Source organism: Moheibacter sp. (assembly GCF_049672845.1).
In the GTDB taxonomy this organism is placed as follows: domain Bacteria; phylum Bacteroidota; class Bacteroidia; order Flavobacteriales; family Weeksellaceae; genus Moheibacter.
The window spans coordinates 91,232-110,007 of record NZ_JBATWT010000011.1; the positions used below are offsets into that span (position 1 = coordinate 91,232).

General features: G+C 38.9%; 20 protein-coding genes. 13 read left to right on the forward strand and 7 right to left on the reverse strand.

All coding sequences use genetic code 11. From position 1 onward, the window contains the following. Nucleotides 1–10: 10 nt before the first annotated feature. Entirely contained in the window at nt 11–886 is an 876-nt protein-coding gene (dapA, locus tag WBF63_RS04475; RefSeq protein ID WP_424368503.1) for a 4-hydroxy-tetrahydrodipicolinate synthase, read from the reverse strand. 137 nt (nt 887–1,023) lie between these two features. Next, nucleotides 1,024–1,725: a T9SS type A sorting domain-containing protein gene (locus WBF63_RS04480; protein WP_424368504.1), complete on the reverse strand. Its 702-nt coding sequence runs from the start codon at nt 1,723–1,725 to the stop codon at nt 1,024–1,026. 134 nt (nt 1,726–1,859) lie between these two features. Between WBF63_RS04480 and WBF63_RS04485 the strand changes: the two genes are divergently transcribed. The 4 genes from WBF63_RS04485 to WBF63_RS04500 are packed head-to-tail and all read left to right on the forward strand — an operon-like array spanning nt 1,860 to nt 4,245. Continuing rightward, nucleotides 1,860–2,603 (forward strand): 5'-nucleotidase C-terminal domain-containing protein, encoded by a 744-nt coding sequence (locus tag WBF63_RS04485; RefSeq protein WP_424368505.1) that lies wholly within the window; start codon nt 1,860–1,862, stop codon nt 2,601–2,603. A 31-nt stretch (nt 2,604–2,634) separates the two neighbouring features. Next, a complete protein-coding gene (locus WBF63_RS04490; RefSeq protein ID WP_424368506.1) occupies nt 2,635–3,579 on the forward strand; it encodes a bifunctional metallophosphatase/5'-nucleotidase in 945 nt (314 codons plus the stop codon). Between the two features lie 44 nt (nt 3,580–3,623). Next, nucleotides 3,624–3,839, forward strand: a complete 216-nt coding sequence (locus tag WBF63_RS04495) for a hypothetical protein (protein WP_424368507.1) — start codon at nt 3,624–3,626, stop codon at nt 3,837–3,839. Then, a complete protein-coding gene (locus WBF63_RS04500) occupies nt 3,820–4,245 on the forward strand; it encodes a putative toxin-antitoxin system toxin component, PIN family (RefSeq protein ID WP_424368508.1) in 426 nt (141 codons plus the stop codon). The genes WBF63_RS04495 and WBF63_RS04500 overlap by 20 nt, the downstream gene beginning before the upstream one ends. A 3-nt stretch (nt 4,246–4,248) precedes the next feature. Here WBF63_RS04500 and WBF63_RS04505 read toward each other — a convergent pair whose 3' ends face one another. The 4 genes from WBF63_RS04505 to asnB all read right to left on the reverse strand — a co-directional run bounded on the left by WBF63_RS04505 (nt 4,249) and on the right by asnB (nt 9,507). Further along, nucleotides 4,249–5,259 carry a YihY/virulence factor BrkB family protein gene (locus WBF63_RS04505; RefSeq protein WP_424368509.1) on the reverse strand — a complete coding sequence of 337 codons (1,011 nt, stop codon included), beginning with the start codon at nt 5,257–5,259 and terminating at the stop codon, nt 4,249–4,251. Between the two features lie 10 nt (nt 5,260–5,269). After that, a complete protein-coding gene (locus WBF63_RS04510; protein ID WP_424368510.1) occupies nt 5,270–6,559 on the reverse strand; it encodes an MFS transporter in 1,290 nt (429 codons plus the stop codon). A gap of 168 nt (nt 6,560–6,727) precedes the next feature. Further along, nucleotides 6,728–7,726, reverse strand: a complete 999-nt coding sequence (locus tag WBF63_RS04515) for an LLM class flavin-dependent oxidoreductase (RefSeq protein ID WP_424368511.1) — start codon at nt 7,724–7,726, stop codon at nt 6,728–6,730. A gap of 113 nt (nt 7,727–7,839) precedes the next feature. Continuing rightward, on the reverse strand, nt 7,840–9,507 hold the full coding sequence (gene asnB / locus WBF63_RS04520) for an asparagine synthase B (RefSeq protein ID WP_424368512.1): 1,668 nt from the start codon (nt 9,505–9,507) through the stop codon (nt 7,840–7,842). A 292-nt stretch (nt 9,508–9,799) separates the two neighbouring features. Here asnB and WBF63_RS04525 point away from each other — a divergent pair, with 292 nt between their 5' ends. From WBF63_RS04525 to WBF63_RS04565, 9 genes are all read left to right on the forward strand, one after another. Continuing rightward, the gene (locus WBF63_RS04525; RefSeq protein WP_424368513.1) at nt 9,800–11,485 is read left to right on the forward strand and encodes a PNGase F N-terminal domain-containing protein; all 1,686 of its coding nucleotides are present in this window, start codon (nt 9,800–9,802) and stop codon (nt 11,483–11,485) included. 211 nt (nt 11,486–11,696) lie between these two features. Next, nucleotides 11,697–12,026 (forward strand): single-stranded DNA-binding protein, encoded by a 330-nt coding sequence (locus tag WBF63_RS04530; protein ID WP_424368514.1) that lies wholly within the window; start codon nt 11,697–11,699, stop codon nt 12,024–12,026. A gap of 335 nt (nt 12,027–12,361) precedes the next feature. Next, entirely contained in the window at nt 12,362–13,876 is a 1,515-nt protein-coding gene (locus WBF63_RS04535; RefSeq protein WP_424368515.1) for a catalase, read from the forward strand. Between the two features lie 101 nt (nt 13,877–13,977). Further along, complete coding sequence (locus tag WBF63_RS04540; RefSeq protein ID WP_424368516.1) at nt 13,978–14,469, forward strand: VOC family protein; 492 nt, start codon at nt 13,978–13,980, stop codon at nt 14,467–14,469. A gap of 31 nt (nt 14,470–14,500) precedes the next feature. Then, on the forward strand, nt 14,501–14,893 hold the full coding sequence (locus WBF63_RS04545) for a hypothetical protein (protein WP_424368517.1): 393 nt from the start codon (nt 14,501–14,503) through the stop codon (nt 14,891–14,893). A 156-nt stretch (nt 14,894–15,049) separates the two neighbouring features. Next, a complete protein-coding gene (locus WBF63_RS04550) occupies nt 15,050–15,694 on the forward strand; it encodes an NAD(P)-dependent oxidoreductase (protein ID WP_424368518.1) in 645 nt (214 codons plus the stop codon). A gap of 18 nt (nt 15,695–15,712) precedes the next feature. After that, complete coding sequence (locus WBF63_RS04555) at nt 15,713–16,117, forward strand: DoxX family protein (protein WP_424368519.1); 405 nt, start codon at nt 15,713–15,715, stop codon at nt 16,115–16,117. Nucleotides 16,118–16,345: 228 nt separating this feature from the next. Further along, nucleotides 16,346–17,296, forward strand: a complete 951-nt coding sequence (locus WBF63_RS04560; RefSeq protein WP_424368520.1) for an aldo/keto reductase — start codon at nt 16,346–16,348, stop codon at nt 17,294–17,296. A gap of 159 nt (nt 17,297–17,455) precedes the next feature. Next, entirely contained in the window at nt 17,456–18,163 is a 708-nt protein-coding gene (locus WBF63_RS04565; RefSeq protein ID WP_424368521.1) for a DsbA family oxidoreductase, read from the forward strand. 202 nt (nt 18,164–18,365) lie between these two features. Here WBF63_RS04565 and WBF63_RS04570 read toward each other — a convergent pair whose 3' ends face one another. Next, the gene (locus WBF63_RS04570; RefSeq protein ID WP_424368522.1) at nt 18,366–18,662 is read right to left on the reverse strand and encodes a DUF3861 domain-containing protein; all 297 of its coding nucleotides are present in this window, start codon (nt 18,660–18,662) and stop codon (nt 18,366–18,368) included. Between the last annotated feature and the right edge of the window lie 114 nt (nt 18,663–18,776).

Here is an 18,776-nt window from a genome sequence, read left to right on the forward strand (position 1 = left end):
AACTTTCAGTTTAAAGTTTTTCTGATAATTCTTTAATTCGCTTTGATAAATTTTCACTTGCGTGAACCAAAGGCAGTCGGGTAAAAGGTTTGCAAATACCTTTGTGTGCCAATAAAGATTTGATTCCGCAAGGATTTCCTTCCACATAAATGGAACGGGTAATGTCCATGAGTCGATAATGCAAAGAATATGCCTCATCTACTTTTCTCTCCAATCCCAAACGGATCATTTGGGTATATTCCTCCGGCAATCCTTGTGCGATAACCGAAATCACGCCCTTTCCACCGGCAAGTGTCATCGGAAGTCCGAATTCATCATCGCCCGAAATTACCATAAAATCTTCCGGTTTGTCTTTTAAAATTTCTGTGCTTTGCAGGAAATTGGGCGAAGCTTCTTTGATGGCAACTATATTTTTGAAATCATGCGCCAATCTTAAAGTCGTTTCGGGATTGATATTGGAACTGGTTCTTCCCGGAACGTTGTAGAGAATAATTTTAGCTTCAGTATTTTCGGCCAAAGCCTTGTAATGTTGATAAATTCCTTCCTGCGTAGGCTTGTTGTAAGCCGGCGAAGCGGAAAGAACGGCCAAGAAATCAGATAAATCAGTTTGACTGAATTCATCTTTGACTTCGGCGGTATTATTTCCTCCAATGCCCAAAACCAATGGTAAACGACCGGCATTTGCTGATTTTATGGTTGAAACGATTTCTATCTTTTCATTTTTGGTTAAAGTCGGGGTTTCTGCCGTGGTTCCCAAGCAAACCAGATATTCAACTCCGCCTTTTATGGCGTGATCCACCAGTTTTTCAAGTGCCGGAAAATCAATGCTTCCGTCCTGATGAAAAGGGGTAATCAGTGCAATTCCGGTTCCTGTCAATTCGTTCATATTTCAAAAATTTGTTTATAAATATTGTCTTGAATGAAGTGAGAACTCCATCATTCGAAAGTCCAAATTTAAGGTATATTAATAGAAAAACCTCAAAGGATTTGAAAGGCTTTGGAGTTAATTCGAAAAAAAATATTTTATTTTTTAATGATCTTTTCGGTTTGAACCCGTCCGTTTTCCAATCGGAGTTTCAAATAATAAATACCTTTCGGAAAAGGATTGAAATCCAGTGCAATTTCTTTTTGATTTACGGCTTTTTGTGAAATAATTTTCCCTTCGGAATTGAGTAATTCTAAATTCTTAATTTTCAAATCAGGATTTTCAATGTTTAGGATTTCTTTGACCGGATTAGGATAGAGAGAAAGAAAGTTCTGAGTTAAATTTTCTGTTTTTAATAATTCAGTAGTAAAAGTCACATCCATAAAAATTTCATTGCTAAGAGATAATTTATAAAATCCATTTTCTTCTGTAATGGTAAAATGGTATTCAGCTGACATTGCACATTGAAATCCGTCTTCATATTGTTGATTTAAAGGATGTTCGCAAGGATCTCCTTGGGTCGATGTAATTGTGAAATTAATTTCAGCATCATTTATATGGACAGTGCCATCGATTGCCTGACAGATTTCAGTTTGAAAATAAAGCTGTCCGTTTTCTTCTGAGAAGTTTAAAAGAATATTATTCGGATTAAATTCTCCATTTTCAATCGGACCATGACCAAAACATTCATTATCAAAAGAAACCAAACGCCAGGTGTTGTTAAGTAAAATCTCTGAAGAGGTTTGCGCAAAGCTTAATTCAAATGAAATGAAGAAAAGAAGAAAATAAAGGAGTTTCATTTTTAAGTGCTTTAAGTTTAGATATTTAAATTTATGAAAAATTGACAATAAAATATGATTTAAAGCTAATTTTAATCTTGAAAATAGGTTTAAACCAAAAAGATTTCTCAAATTTGATAGCAGAATTAATCAAAATGAAAAACTTCTCTGTTCCCGTTCTCATTTTATTGTTTTTTCTGACGGCTTGTTCCCAAAAGATTTATCAGGTTCAACAAGCGGATTATCAGGAAAATATTTCCATTTCCAATCAGTTGGAAGCCGATGAAACCGTTGTGGCGCTGATTGCGCCTTACAAACGTGAATTGCAGGAAACGATGGACAAAGTCATCAGCTATACTCCGATTGAGCTACATCGGGACGGCTACAACAGTCCACTCGCCAATCTGAACTGTGATATGGTTTTGGAAGAAGCCAATTTGATTTATCAGAAAAAACACAACCAGAAAATCGATCTCTGTGTTTTGAACTGGGGCGGAATTCGCCGGACTTTCACTGCCGGAGATTTGACGGTAAGAAATGTTTTTGAACTAATGCCTTTTGAAAATGAAGTGGTTGTGGTAACCCTTTCGGGTGATAAAATTCCGGAAATGATGCATTTTCTGTCCAATGCGTCGGTGGGTCATCCGCTGTCGGGAATTCAATTCGTTTCAAACGATGAAAGTTCAATTCTCATCAATGGTGAAAAATTAGACAAAAACAAAAATTATACGATTGTCACCAATGATTTCCTTCAAAAAGGAGGCGATCAGATGAGCTTCTTTGAAAATCCTGTTTCGGCCGAAAACTTGGGCATCAAACAAAGAGATTTGATGATGAATTATTTTGGTAAAAACGATACCATCCGGGTAAATCTGGAAAAACGAATTCTTGACAAATAAAACTACTCACAACCCCAAACTCATAACGTAAATGGAAAACCGTAGAGAATTTATAAAAAAGGCAGCTGCAGCTTCTTTGCTGACGATGGTTCCGACGGCGAATTTGCTGGCGGAAGAGTTCAATAAAACCCAGAAAATAACGATTCTTCATACCAATGATCAACATTCCCGGATAGAACCTTTTGAACCATCGAGCGATGAAACTTATTCCAATAAAGGTGGTTTTGCGCGTCGGGCAGCTCTGATTCATCAAATCCGACAACAGGAAGAAAATGTTCTTCTGTTGGATGCAGGCGATGTGGTGCAGGGGACGCCTTATTTTAATTTGTTTGGCGGCGATCTTGAATACAAACTGATGTCACAAATGGGGTACGATGTCGGGACTTTGGGAAATCACGAATTTGACAATGGGCTGGAAGGTATCAAAAGTCGTATGCCGCACGCGAAATTTGAAATCGTAATTGCGAATTATGATTTTACAAATACTTTGATGGAAGGTTTTTTCAAACCTTACAAAGTCATTCAGAAATCAGGCGTTAGGATTGGGATTTTCGGAGTAGGAGTGGACCTCACCGGTTTGGTTTCCCGCGATGCTTACGGCGAAATGAAATATTATGATCCGATTGAGATTGCGCAGGATATGAGCCGGATTTTACGCGAAGAAGAAAAATGTGATTTGGTGATTTGCCTTTCGCACATCGGCTACGAATATCAGCACGACGACGGCGTTGTTTCTGACAAACATTTGGCCAAAAAAACTTCAGGAATTGATTTGATCATCGGCGGACATACCCATACTTTTCTGCCCCAACCCGAAGAATTTCTGAATGCAAAAGGAAAAACGGTTTTGTATAATCAGGTAGGCTGGGCAGGGCTATTCCTAGGTCGAATTGATTTTCATCTGCAACACGGAAAAGTTCAGAAATATACAGCGTATGGACTGAATGATTATCTGGTGGATGGGCGTTTGGTTTGAGTTTAAATGAACGATTTTTTGTATATTTGAGTCAAATGATTAATATGAATACCAGTATCAAAATTGAAATATTAAATCCGAAAGCAGTTAAATTACTACGTGATTTGGCGGATCAGAAATTAATTTCAATAAGACAGGATTCAAGGAGCGGTTTCTCAGGTGTTTTGAAAAAATTACGATCCAATTCTGATTCTGCGCCTACTTTAGATGAAATAACGGCTGAAGTGGAAAAAGTTCGGAATGAGCGTTATGGGAAATAAGTCGAAAAGGATAATTATTGATACCAATCTTTGGATTAGCTTTCTAATTACTAAAAATTTCGCACAACTCGATGAAATAATTCTTTCTGGTAAATCTGTTTTAATTTTTAGCGAAGAACTTTTAAGCGAGTTCCTTGAAGTGGTTGCTCGACCAAAGTTTAAACGCTTTTTCAAAATTAAGGATGTTGAAAGTCTTATTGAAATAATTCAAGATTACGCCGAATTTATAGATGTTAAATCGGTAGTAAATGAGTGCAGAGATGAAAAGGATAATTTTTTACTGGCACTTGCAGTCGATTCAGAAGCAGATTATCTCTTAACTGGTGATGGAGATTTGCTTGAAATTCAGCAATTTAATTCAACTCAAATTCTTAGAATAACAGAGTTTATTGAAATTTATAAATAAAGCCTAGCCCTCCTCACATTTACTCTCGTCTTTTTCCAGTAGAATTTCGCCTTCTTTTACTGCCGCATCGTCACCGCCTTTCACCGCAATTTCTGTTTTGGCAACCAAAACGGCATAAGTGGATGGTTGAATTCCATTCCCAAAAACTTTGGAATGTTCCTTGGTAAATTCCGCTCCGAAATACAAAATAGCCGCCGAATAATAAATCCATAACAAGAGTAAAATCACCGATCCGGCAGCTCCAAAAGCACTTGCCGTCGCATTGTGTTGCAAATAAAAGGAAATTCCGTATCGCCCCAACATGAATAATAAAGAAGTGAAAATCGCACCGCCGATGATGTCACGGTTTCGGACTTTTGCATCGGGTAGAACTTTGAAAATAAATCCAAACAAGGTGGTAATCACCAAAAAGGTAATTCCGGTGTTGATCCAGTTCAGCATACTAAGCGTAATGCCCGGGATGATTTCGGTTATATAATTGGTGAAAAGCATTATAAATGAATTGACCAGCAAGGATGTAATCAATAAAAATCCAAGCCCAAGGATCATTGACAAAGAAATCAATCGATCCAGAATTAATTTAAGCCAACCTTTTTTAGGTTTTGGCTTTACGCCCCAAATCGCATTGATGGAGTCCTGAATATCTACAAAAACTGTTGTTGAAGTAAATAATAAAGTCCCAATCCCGACGATAATTCCCAGGTTGGAGTCTGATTGGATCATCATTTTCTCCATCGAACTTTGCATAAAACTAGCCACATTTGTACCGAAAATCTCACTTAATTCTTCGAAAACTTCCATTTGGGCAGAAGTCCCTTCCTCCAATTGCTGTCCGTAGAAAAACCCGATGCACCAAATAACGATTAGCAATAAAGGACCAATGGAAAAAATGGTATAATAAGCCAGCGAAGCACTGAATTTCATACAACGATCATCACCAAATCCTTTGACTGCTTTGATCGTAATTTGCAGAATTTTCTTCCAATAATCCAGTGTAAACTTATTCTTCAGCATAAAATTTGATTTAATTTGAAACCGGCTTTTTCATTTTCAAGAAACACATAATCACGAAACTGATACAGAACGAAGCACCCATTGCCAAGGTCGAAACCTTCATTCCTTCGGTCATTTCTATGATTAGTCCGAATGTGAAAAGTCCCAAACACAATGCCATTTTTTCAAACACATCGTAAAAACTGAAATAAGTGGTATGATCTTCTGTGGGTGGCAATAATTTCGCATACGTCGAACGGGAAAGTGACTGAATTCCACCCATTACCAATCCGACCAGAGCGGCCATAATGTAAAACTGCGTTTCTACCGAAGGACTTTCTTTTTCGATGGTATAACCCAATAAACAAACGATGATCCAAATGAAAATTCCAATCAAAAGTGTATTTCGGTTGCCTATTTTTCCCGATAAAAACGAAAATAACCAAGCGCCTAAAATGGCTTCAATCTGAATCAATAAAATCGTCATGATCAGTTTGTCCGTTGTCAATCCGATTTCGGATTGTCCGAATAGTGCCGCCACCAGAAAAATGGTTTGCATCCCAAGACTGTAAAAGAAAAATGACCCCAGAAAAATCCGTAAAGTCGAATAAGAATTCAATTCACGGGCAACGTTTCGAAGTTCTTTAAAACTCGATTTGAATATACTTCTCGGAATTTTTTTATTGTAAATATTCGTCGGAAGCCGGCGAAAGGTAATCTGCGCAAAACCCATCCACCAAAGTCCGACAAGCACAAAACTCAGTCGCGTCCAGAAACCTTCATTTCCTGCACCCACGACCTGAATTAAAACCAGACAAATCACCAGAAGAATGACAGAGCCCACATATCCGACCATAAATCCTTGCGCAGATGTTTTATCCATACGATCTTCAGTGACGATTTCGGGGAGATAAGAATTATAAAAAACCATGCTTCCCCAATATCCTACGGCAGCCAATAAGTTCAACAATAATCCCAGCCAAATGTTTTCTTCTGTGAAAAAGAAAAGTCCCATACAACTGAAAGAACCGAGGTAGCAAAAGAATTTCAGAAACTTTTTTTTGTTTCCGATGGTGTCGGCAACCGAACTCAAAACCGGCGACATCAAAATCACGAGAAAGAAACAAATTGCCAAGGAGAAATTGAAAGCTGCTTCGGGATGAAACCCCATAAATTTAGTCGGATTTGCAGTGTTAGAAAGCGTTACAGCACCATAATAAATCGGGAAAACCGCAGAAGCAATCACCAAGGAATGAACCGAATTGGCCCAATCATAAAACTTCCAGGCATTGACAACTTTGGGATTGTTTTTCTGAAACATAAAGCGGTTTTAGCGCCGTAAAGATAATAAACCGAGAATGGAAATAAAATTAAATTATCAGCGAAAATCAGCGCTATTAGTGGGAGAAATTACCCGCAGATTTCGCAGATATGCGCAGATTTATAATGTAAAATTAAGATTAATTGATTCATTCATTCATACATACATTCATTCATTCAATTCCTGAAAAACTTCAGATGTGATTTTGTACGAATTCAGCTTCGCTTCGAAATCAAACATATTGGTATAGACCATGATCTCATTTAAATTCAAATCCTCTACAATTCTCCCGATTTTTTCTTTCAAAATGGCTTTGTCGCCGATCATGCTCAAGGCCGTCATCCGATGAACGCCTGCCTGCAATTCCGGACTTAGATTTTCCAGATTTGTTTTTTCAGGGGAAGTCAGTGGCTGGCGGTTGTCAGTCAATAAATTGACGATTGCCTGAAATTGCGGAAGCGAATGATAAACCGCTTCGTCTTCCGTTTCGGCAGCGAAAACACTTAAACATAAAATGGAATAAGGTGTATCCAAATGTTGACTCGGCGTAAAACGGCTTTGGTAAATCTCAAATGCCTGTTGAAATTGTCCCGGCGCAAAATGTCCGGCAAAGGCATAAGGCAATCCTAATTTGGCAGCAAGGAAAGCACTGTCGGTACTCGAACCCAAAATATAAACCGGCACATTGGCACCTTCGCCCGGAAAAGCACGCACTTTGGCATCCGAATTCTCCGCACTGAAATATTGAAATAATTCCTGAATATGGTATTCGAAATTATAATTGAAATTCTGGTCGCCACGGCGCAACGCCACGGCCGTCAAAGGATCTGTTCCGGGCGCACGCCCCAATCCCAGATCAATTCGGTTCGGAAACAAAGCCTCCAAAGTCCCAAATTGCTCTGCCACGGAAAGTGTCGAATGATTGGGCAGCATAATTCCGCCGGCACCCACACGAATGGATTTCGTTGCTTGGGCGATATGATTAATCAAAATAGAAGTTGCCGAACTGATGACACTTGGCATATTGTGATGTTCGGAAAACCAATATCGTTCGTATCCCGATTCTTCTGCGAATTGAGCTGATTTTACAGATTTTTCAAAGGTTTTTTTGTAAGAATCTCCTTCTACGACCGAAGCTAGGTCTAAAACCGAATATTTAACGGGCATAATTTTTTGAATTTCCCCAAATTTACAAACCTATTTTGACTTAAATCTAACGTTGATATTTTTAGTAATGATTTCAAAATAGGTTTTAGTTATTAGAATTAATTTTTGAGAAATTATTGGTAAGCTTCCTTATGCACATTAGCCACCGCGCGACCGGAAGGATCATTCATATTCTGAAAAGCGGCGTCCCAAAGTAAAGCCTGAGGCGTACTGCAAGCCACCGATTTCGCATAGGGAACCGTTAGCGCAGCGGTATTGGAAGGAAAATGTTCTTCAAAAATAGATCGATAAAAATATTCTTCTTTGCTCATCGGCGGATTGACCGGAAAACGAGATTCCGCATTCATCAATTGAGTATCTGATATCTTTTCATTGACCATTTCTTTGAGCGTATCAATCCAGCTATAACCGACTCCGTCCGAAAATTGTTCTTTTTGACGCCAAGCAATTTCCGGTGGTAAATAATCTTCAAAAGCCTTCCGAACGACCCATTTTTCCATTCTTCCGTCTTTGATCATTTTGTCTTCAGGATTGATTTGCATCGCTACATCCAGAAATTCTTTATCCAAAAAAGGAACACGGGCTTCAATTCCCCAAGCCGCCATGGATTTGTTGGCACGAAGATTATCATACAAATAAAGTTTACTGAGTTTTCGTACGTTTTCTTCATGGAATTCTTGAGCGTTCGGTGCTTTGTGGAAATACAAATAACCGCCAAAAATCTCATCGGAACCTTCTCCCGAAAGTACCATTTTGATGCCCATGGATTTTATAACACGTGCCATCAGATACATGGGAGTCGAAGCACGAATGGTGGTGACATCGTAGGTTTCGAGGTAATAAACCACATCGCGAAGCGCATCCAATCCTTCCTGAATGGTAAAATTAATTTCGTGATGAATCGTCCCAATGTGATTAGCTGCTTTTCTTGCGGCAATCAAGTCGGGCGAACCTTCCAAACCCACCGCAAAGGAATGCAATTGAGGATACCAGGCCTCTTCTTTGTCGCCACTTTCAATTCGTTTGGCTGCAAATTTTTTGGTAATCGCCGCCACAACCGAAGAGTCCAATCCACCGGAAAGCAAAACCCCATAAGGAACATCGGACATCAACTGCCGATGAACCGCTTTTTCCAGTGCATCACGCAAAACAGAAATATCCGTGGTTTTTTCGCGAACATTTTCAAAATTTTCCCAATTTCTTTTGTACCATTTTTTCGGTTCCAATCCTTCGGGACTGTAAATGTAATGTCCGGGCGGAAAAGTCTTGATGGACGAACACACACCTTCCAAAGCTTTCAATTCGGAAGCAACATAAAATTGTCCGTAATTGTCGAAACCATAATATAATGGGATAATGCCCATATGATCGCGGGCAATGAGAAACGCATTTTTTTCTTCGTCATAAAGCGCAAAACCAAAAATACCGTTGAGGTCATCAAGGAAATCCGGGCCTTTTTCCTGATACAATGCCAGAATTACTTCACAATCCGAATTGGTTTTGAAAGGATAATCCGGAAATTGATTTCGGAGTTCGTGGTGATTATAAATTTCGCCGTTTACGGCCAAAACCAATTTATTATTATTTCCAAATAGAGGTTGTTTTCCGGAACTCGGATCGACGATTGCCAATCGTTCGTGCGATAAAATCGCATTTTCACCGGTATAAATCCCCGACCAGTCAGGGCCACGATGCCTGATTTTTTTTGACATTTTCAGAATCTGATAACGAAGTTTCTCAGCGTCTTCATTTATTAAAAATGTACCAATTATTCCGCACATATTGATGATTGTTAAATTAAACTTAAGTTTGGTATTTAGTAGTAAAAGTATTTGCAATTTAAGAAAAAAGATGTGAGTTTTTTAATTTTATTTTCAGGATTTTTCCTTAATCTTCAAGGTCTTGGAAAAGATAGTTTTCATCGGGAATATTTCATCGCCTCAACAATGTGCCAGCGGTGCAAATGCTTTGTAGCAAAAGCGACGGTTGATAAAAAGGCGTGCCGTAGGTACGCCACCATTTATCCCATTTTTCACAACATTTGTTTAAGTTTGTAAGAATTAAAAAATTAAAATGTTTCGCAATTTTCTTTTCTCAATTCTGATTCTCGTCGGAAATCAGATTTTCTCTCAAATTCAATTTGAAACCGACAGACTAACTCGCATCAGTTACGAAGTGAGTTACCACGGTCAAAAGCATCCCAACCAAAATCCAATTTGGATTTATGCGAATGAGAAAAATGTTTGGATGACCAATCGGGATCAACTCGCGGGCGAAGCGAAATTTCCTTTTGAAATGACATTTGTTCAGCCTGACGAAAAGAAATTTACACAAATCGCATTTCTAAATAATTCGGAAGTCATTTCGATGGTGGACAATGAATCGATTGAGAAACAGGAATTTGAATTTTTAAATGAAACCGAAAAAATTCTGGGTTATAATTGCCAAAAAGCCAAAACCATCATCAATTCCAATACGATTGAAATCTGGTACACCAATGATTTAAACATCAAAGGCGCACCCACAATTATCGGACAAGAATTGGGTTTGGTTTTGAAAATGGTTCGAAACGGAAATTATGAAATATCGGCTACCGAAATCAAAAAGGAAAAACCAAATTGGCCGGAATCAATCAGAAATTCACAACCAAAATCACTAGACAAACTGGATTATCAGGACAATATTTGGAAAAGCCGATTTACCACTCTTCCAATTTTTGAAAATCAATTAATTCATTGGTCCGAAGAATTTGAACCTCGGGAAGGTGTAATGCGATTTGCCAATGGAACCATCGTCGTGAAAAAAGTGAAATTCCCTGAAATCAAAGCTTCCCAACAGGTTTTTCTGGATTTAATTGAACAATCCAATGGCGATGCTTACGATCGAACCGGAACGGTTTTTTTAATTCCCACCGATAAAAAACAATCCTTTCTCGATGGATTGAAAAACGGTGCCAAAACCCTTCCGATTTACACAAACGGAAACGGAAAAGAATACCAAGGCGTCGTCGCGGCAACAGATTATTCGCCTTTGGTAGAACTCATGCGTTTCTTCACGCCATTTGGAGTCAAACATTTCAATGATCGCGTGAGTCTGAAAGGGAAAACCTGGCAGGATTCGGTGATGTATCGACAAGAAATTTCCCAATTTGCCTCTTTAATGAGTGAAAAAGAAGCTTATATCGGAGTTTTTATCGGAAACTACGACAAAGGCGGACATCAAATTTCGATGAATATTACCATTCACAACGAAGCGAATTCCGAGGAAGCTTTAAAAAAAATCATTCCGCTTTTTAATACTTTGAATATAATGGAAATGGCAGGTCAGGAATATGCCACAATGTTTAATTCCGAAAAAGGCCTTGAATTGGAATTCGAACTAAAAGAAGCCATGAAAAATGCCCAACTTCGCTACATCACGACCGGGCACGGCGGCTGGTCAAACGGAGATGAATTTCTTCCCAAGAAAAACAGTATTTTTTGGAATGGAAAATTAGTTTTTGATTTAATTCCTTGGCGGGAAGATTGCGGTTCCTACCGACTTTACAATCCGGTTTCGGGGAATTTCCAAAATGGACTGTCTTCATCCGATTACAGTCGTTCGAATTGGTGCCCCGGTACGGTGACCAATCCTTATCTCATCGACTTAGGCGATTTACCGGCCGGAAAACATAAAGTTCAGGTGAAAATTCCGCAAGGCGAACCTGAAGGAACGAGTTTCAGTGCCTGGAATATCAGCGGAGTTTTGGTGGGAGATTGAAATGTGAAATTATAGGAATCATTATAAAGGGGATTTTTTATTTAATTAAGTTGTTGTTAAATAGATGTTTAATTGATTTCAAACGACTACAATCGATTTTAAATATTTTTCTACCGACTAAATTTTGGTCTTAGTGAAAACTTTGCAGCAGAGATTTGAGATGACAAGGAAAGTCTCTTATCTGAATGTTAAACAATTAAAATTTAAAGTTATGTCACTAAGAAACAAAGTTACCTTAATCGGTAGAACAGGAAAAGATGTTGAAACCGTTAATTTTGAAAACGGAATACTTGCAAAAGTAAGTTTAGCGACTTCAGACCATTACACAAATGCCAAAGGTGAAAAAGTTGAAGACACTCAATGGCACAATTTGGTGGCTTTTGGAAAAACTGCAGAAATCATGCAAAAATATGTGGAAAAGGGTAATGAAATCGCGGTCGAAGGTAAAATTGTCTATCGGAATTATGATGACAAAGATGGTCAAAAGCGTTATATCACTGAAATTCGAGTCGATGAACTCGTGATGGTAGGTAACAGGTAAATCATTTAAACCTGAACCTTTCCCTTAAGCTGCGGAGAGCTCTTACTAAGAGTTCTCCGCAATTTTTTTTGATTAAATGCTGATTTCATTATTGGGCTTGAATGCTTTTATCAAATCATAAAGAAATTCAATCGTTTACTTCTCTGATGGAATTCAAAGTAATTCTAACTTGCTGCTGCGAAGCAAGGAATAGAAATGCGTAAATAAATTTTTCCAAAATATCGTTAAAATTTCGTAAGTTAGATGGGAAAAAACCTGAGTTCTAAAAACTAAAGAGAAACAATTATAGGATATTTCTGATATCCTCAACTGAATTATAATTAAACTTGAAAAAAATGGATGAAAAGAAAACAAAACTGACCAGACAGACGGGAGCTCCGGTTCCTGACAATCAAAATGTACAGACAGCAGGACCGAGAGGGCCAATGTTGATGCAGGATTTCTGGTTCTTGGAAAAAATGGCCAACTTCGACCGTGAAGTTATTCCTGAACGTCGTATGCACGCAAAAGGTTCGGGCGCATTCGGTACTTTTACAGTTACTCACGATATATCTCAATATTCAAAAGCTAATATTTTCTCTGAAATCGGTAAAAAAACAGAAATGTTTGCACGTTTCTCAACAGTAGCCGGTGAAAGAGGTGCAGCTGATGCTGAGCGTGACATTCGTGGTTTTGCACTTAAATTTTATACCGATGAAGGGATATGGGATTTGGTCGGAAATAATACACCGGTTTTCTTTTTCCGTGACCCGATGAAATTTCCGGATTTGAATCATGCCGTGAAACGTGATCCCAAAACTAACCTGAGAAGTGCAAACAACAACTGGGATTTCTGGACTTTACTTCCTGAATCTTTGCACCAAGTTACAATTGTAATGAGTGACCGCGGAATCCCAAAAGGTTATCGTCATATGCACGGATTTGGAAGTCATACTTATAGCTTTATCAACAAAGATAATGTACGGCATTGGGTGAAATTTCATTTTAGAACCCAGCAGGGAATTGAAAATTTTTCAGACGAAGAAGCAGCAAAAGTAGTGGGAATGGACAGAGAATCTTCTCAACGTGATTTATTTGATGCCATTGAGAGAAAGGATTTCCCAAAATGGAAAATGTATATACAAATCATGACGGAAGAACAAGCTAAAACCTATCGTTTCCATCCGTTTGATTTGACGAAAGTGTGGTCGAAAAAAGATTTCCCATTGATTCCGGTGGGAGAATTTGAACTGAACAGAAACCCCGAAAATTATTTTGCAGACGTAGAGCAAGCGGCTTTTAACCCAACGAACATTGTTCCGGGAATTGGATTCTCTCCGGACAAAATGCTTCAGGGAAGATTGTTCTCATATGGAGATGCTCAGCGTTACCGTTTGGGCGTAAACCATTTTCAGATTCCTGTAAACAAACCAAAATGTCCTTACCATGCTTTTCATAGAGATGGCGCAATGCGTGTCGATGGTAACTATGGTGGTACATTGCATTACGAACCAAACAGTTACGGCGAATGGCAGGAGCAGCCTGAATCAAAAGAACCACCTTTGGAATTGACAGGTGATGCATATGCTCATAATTTCAGAGATGACGATGAAGATTACTATACGCAACCGGGTGATTTATTCCGAATCATCAAAGCCGATGGAAAGGCAGATTTATTATTTGGAAACACTGCAAGACAAATCGGTGGAGCCGAGAAGTTTATCCAGATTCGTCACATCAGAAACTGTTACAAAGCAGATCCGGAATACGGGGAAGGAGTAGCCAAAGCTCTTGGGTTGACCATGGAAGAAGTAAACAGCTTTGACATGACACCTTATGACAGATGGGCTCCGAAACCTACAAATTCTTAATCGATTTGATTATTTTATAAATGAGGCTGTCTGTTTGGGCAGCCTTTTTATGTTTTATACGAAAAAAAAATATTGACCTTTATTTAAAAATTAAAATAATTATGGATTCATACAAAATTCCGGCGCAAACACAAATCGGTCATGTTCATTTGAAAGTGGCTGACCTTGAACGCGCCCTTGCTTTTTATAATGGTTTATTGGGTTTTGAAATCACCACGATGTACGGTGATCAGGCGGCCTTTATTTCGGCAGGCGGCTACCATCATTACATCGGGTTGAACACCTGGCACAGCAAGGATGCGCCGCCGGCGTCAAGAAACAGCGTTGGCCTTTACCATACTGCGATAGTCTATCCGACCCGAAAAGATTTGGCAATGATTTTTGACCGAATCAGGAAAGCAAATTATCCGCTTACGGGCGCAAGTGATCATGGCGTTTCGGAAGCTTTGTATCTCGATGATCCCGACGGAAACGGTGTAGAGCTTTATTGGGACAGACCGCGCGAATTATGGCCACAAAAGCCAGATGGTTCTTTGGAAATGTACACCCATCCGATTGATTTGGTGGATTTATTAAAAGAATTGGAAAGATAATCTTCGAATTCCTGCTTCCGGGCATTTAAAAATGAATAGTTTTTTTCAATTCAATAAAACCACACGAAAATGGCATTTCCCGGTCGTTGCCGGAATTGCTGTGGGAATTCCTTTGTTCATCGGTTGGTATTTAGGCGATATCGAATCCGGGAAATTGGCTTCGCTGGCAGGTTTGTCAATTCTCTATATTCAATCCGATGATTTGATTGAGCGGATGATTCTTTTGATGACTTGTTGTTTTGGGATTATGGTTTCCTATACCATTGGTTTGCTTTTTTCTTTCAGTCCTTATGTGGCTCCATGCTCCATGTTTCGAGCTGCGAAATTTCACTGGCCGATATTTACAATGCAGTCAAAAATTCAAATGTTCTCGGAAAGAAAAACAATTGTTCCGGTACGAATTGCCCCATCGGGAAGGATATAAACAAAGCACTGGAAAAATTATTCCAGGAAACCGACGAAATCCTGGTAAATGCACTTCAACACAAAAACCTAAAAGCTTTTGTGGACGAATTTGATTAAAAAATTTTAAACATAAATGTAACAATTTTTATTACAATAATATAAGACATTTTAGAATATGAAAATAGCGATCATCGGAGCCACCGGATTTTTGGGTTCCAAATTAGTAAAAGAAGCAAAAGACCGCGGACTGGAAGTCACAGCCATCGCGAGAAATCCTGAAAAACTAACTGAAGACGTTAAAAAAGTAGCCATCGACGTCAATGAGGTTGGCGAACTTGCCGAAACCCTCAAAGGACAAGATGCGGTAATCAGCGCATTCAATGCCGGATGGACGAACCCGAATCTTTACGATGATTTTCTGAAAGGTTCTAAATCCATTCAGGAAGCCGTGAAAAAAGCGGGAGTAGAACGCCTTTTGGTCATTGGTGGAGCAGGAAGTCTTTACGATGCTGAAAATAAACAATTGGTGGACTCTCCCGATTTCCCGGCTGAAATCAAACCCGGTGCAACGGCCGCAAGAGACTATCTCAATATTTTAAAAGAAGAAAAAGACTTGGATTGGGCGTTTTTCAGTCCGGCCATAGAAATGCATCCCGGAATTACAACGGGAAGAACCGGAAAATATCGTCTCGGAAAAGACCATCCGGTAGTGGATGAGAACAATACATCCCAACTTTCTCCGGAAGACGTAGCAGTTGTGCTAATGGACGAAATCGAAAAACCGAAACACCACAAAGAACGTTTTACAGCGGCTTACTAATCTAATTCTTCTGATAAAATGAAAAATAAAAACATAGATTTAGGACTACTAATATTTCGTTTAAGTTTAGGAATATTAATGTTCATGCATGGATTTCACAAAGTGATTTATGGTGTAGATGGCATCAAATCGATGCTCGCAGCTTATGGAATGCCCGAGTTTTTGGCCTATGGTGTACATCTTGGTGAAACAATTGCCGCCTTGATGATCATTATCGGATATCGCACCCGATTAGCTGCAGTTGCATTTGCCATCGTGATGATTGTAGCCTTTTTGATGGCGCACATGGATCCTCTTTTTGCCCTCGGAAAATCCGGAGCATGGTTACATGAAGGAATCGCTTTGTTCCTCTTTGGAGGTTTGGGTCTGATGTTCACCGGCGGTGGGAAATATGCCTTGTCAACAGTTCATAAGTGGGATTAACTACTATCCCTGAATTTCAGTTAGGGGAGAAATGTCAATCGAAGAAAAATGTTGTGTGGTTGTACTCGGTAAAAACAACGATAAAAAACTCCGTAGGAGTTAAAGCTTTGTAAACCCGAGCTTCAGCTCGTGGATAAAAAAATAAACGAAAATAGATTTTGGCGTGGGTTTTTGCGCCGGCAAAAACCATGACAAAATCAAATAATTAGATAGTTAAAAAAATAAAAAATGAAAAAAATAGAATTAGGAAATACCAATTTAGAAGTCAGACCTTTTAACCTGGGCGGAAATGTATTCGGATGGACTTTGGACGAAGAGAAATCCTTTGAAATTCTTGATGCTTATTTCGAAGCCGGATTTAATTTCATTGACACGGCCGATATGTATTCGTATTGGGTGGACGGCGGTCCTGGCGGACAATCGGAGACCATCATCGGGAAGTGGATGAAAGCACGTGGAAATCGAGGTAAACTAATCATCGCCACCAAAGCAGGCGGTCCAACGGGTGTGAAAAATGAAATCGATGCCAGCCGAAAACACTTGATGGAGTCGGTGGACAAATCCCTTGAAAGACTTCAGACCGATTATATTGATTTGTATTATCTGCATTATGACGACGAGAAAACACCGGTTGCTGAAACATTGGAAGCTTTTGCCGAAATGGTAAAATCAGGAAAAGTGAAACATATTGCGGCTTCCAATATTTCTCCGGCTCGTTTGAAGGAGTCATTGGAATATTCAACCCACAATAACCTTCCGAAATACGAAGTTTTCCAACCTTTGTATAATTTGGTAGAAAGAAGCGGATACGAAACTGATTATGCACCGATTGTAGCGGAATACGGTTTAACGGTATTCCCATATTACGCTTTAGCTTCTGGATTTTTAACTGGAAAGTATCGCTCCGAAGCAGATTTCAACAAAAGTCCACGTGGACATGGCGCAGCCAACTATCTGAACGAAAAAGGACTGAATATTTTGAATGCACTGGATAAAGTCGCTGAGAAGCATAATTCAGTTCCGGCAACGGTCGCTTTGGCTTGGTTGTCGGCTCAGCCCAACATCGGCGGACCGATTGCAAGTGCAACTTCCAGAGAACAATTGGCGCAGATTTTGTCGGCAACAGAACTAAATCTGGACGAAGAGGATTTGAAATTACTTGATGAAGTGAGTAAATAAATCTTCATGATAACCTTGCCAAGGTTTTAAAAGAGTTAAAGCTTTGTAACCCCGAACTTCAGTTCTGGGGATAAAAAATAAACGAAAATAGGTTTTGGCGTGTGTTTTTGCTTAGGCAAAAACCATGACAAAACATTGAAAAAATTAAAACAAAAAATTATGAAAATTGAAATCTGGAGTGATGTAATGTGTCCGTTTTGTTACATCGGAAAAAGAAATTTTGAAACGGCACTGGCTGATTTTCCCGACAAAGATAAAATTGAAGTCGAATGGAAAAGTTTTCAGTTGGATCCGACCGTTCCTGAAGTAGCGACTGAATCCCAGGAAGATTATTTGGTCAAAAGAAAGGGGATGAGCCGCGAACAAGTACAAGGAATCTTGGCAAATGTAACCGAAATGGCACGTCAGGCCGGATTGGAATATCATCTGGACAAATCGGTGATGGTGAATTCCCAAAAGGCACATCAGCTCATTCAGTTCGCAAAAACCAAAGGTTTGGGCGATGAAGTGGAAGAAGTTTTATTCCGTGCTTTTTTTACTGACGGAAAAAATGTTGCCGATTTGGAAACGCTGAAAGAATTAGGAAAAGAAGCCGGTTTGGACGAAAAAGAATTGGAGTCGGCATTTACCGATGATCAGTTTAAATATAAAATGAATCAGGACATTCAGGAAGCGAGAAGCATCGGGGTGACGGGTGTTCCTTTTTTTGTTTTTGACCGAAAATATGGCGTTTCGGGTGCACAACCTTCCGAAGCTTTTTTAGATACTTTGAGCAAATCTTTCACGGAATGGAGAAAAGAAAATCCTGAAATAAAATTGGAAATGTCCCAAGGACAGAGTTGCAGTACCGACGGAACTTGTGATTGATTTTAGTATTCATTCTAAATAACATTCTAACCTTGTCAAAGGTATTTTCATTCTGATGATGAACTTGACAAGGTTTTTGCATTCAAAAAAACTCCGTAGGAGTTAAAGCTTTATAGCTCCGATCTTTAGCTCGGAGTAATTTGGGAAATATAAAGTTTTGGCGTGTGTTTTTGCTTCGGCAAAAACCATGACAAAACGGGGGTTATTTCCCTTTCAATTTCTTCATAAATTCAATAAAAGCAGGGCGCATTTCGGAAAACAATTCATGGTCTTTATTTTTCATCATCACATCTCCAAAGAGTTTCAGACCTATGGCAAACTGAACCGTTTGGGATTTATCTTCAAACAAATCTTTTTCGGTCAGAACATCTACGATGTTGAATACATCATCATGATTTTGGAATAAAAACTCAATCGGTTCTTTGTCCACTTTTTCTCCTTTATTGTCGGTTAGGTATTTGAAAATTACTTCGTATTCGTGGAATCTTTTCGTGCTCATATTCAGTTGATTAAATTAAAATAATTAAACCTTAAAGTTAAATAATCAAATAAAAATTGAAAAGGATAATTATCAGTTTATGAGTCTTTTTTGTTTTAAATAGAACGATTTAAT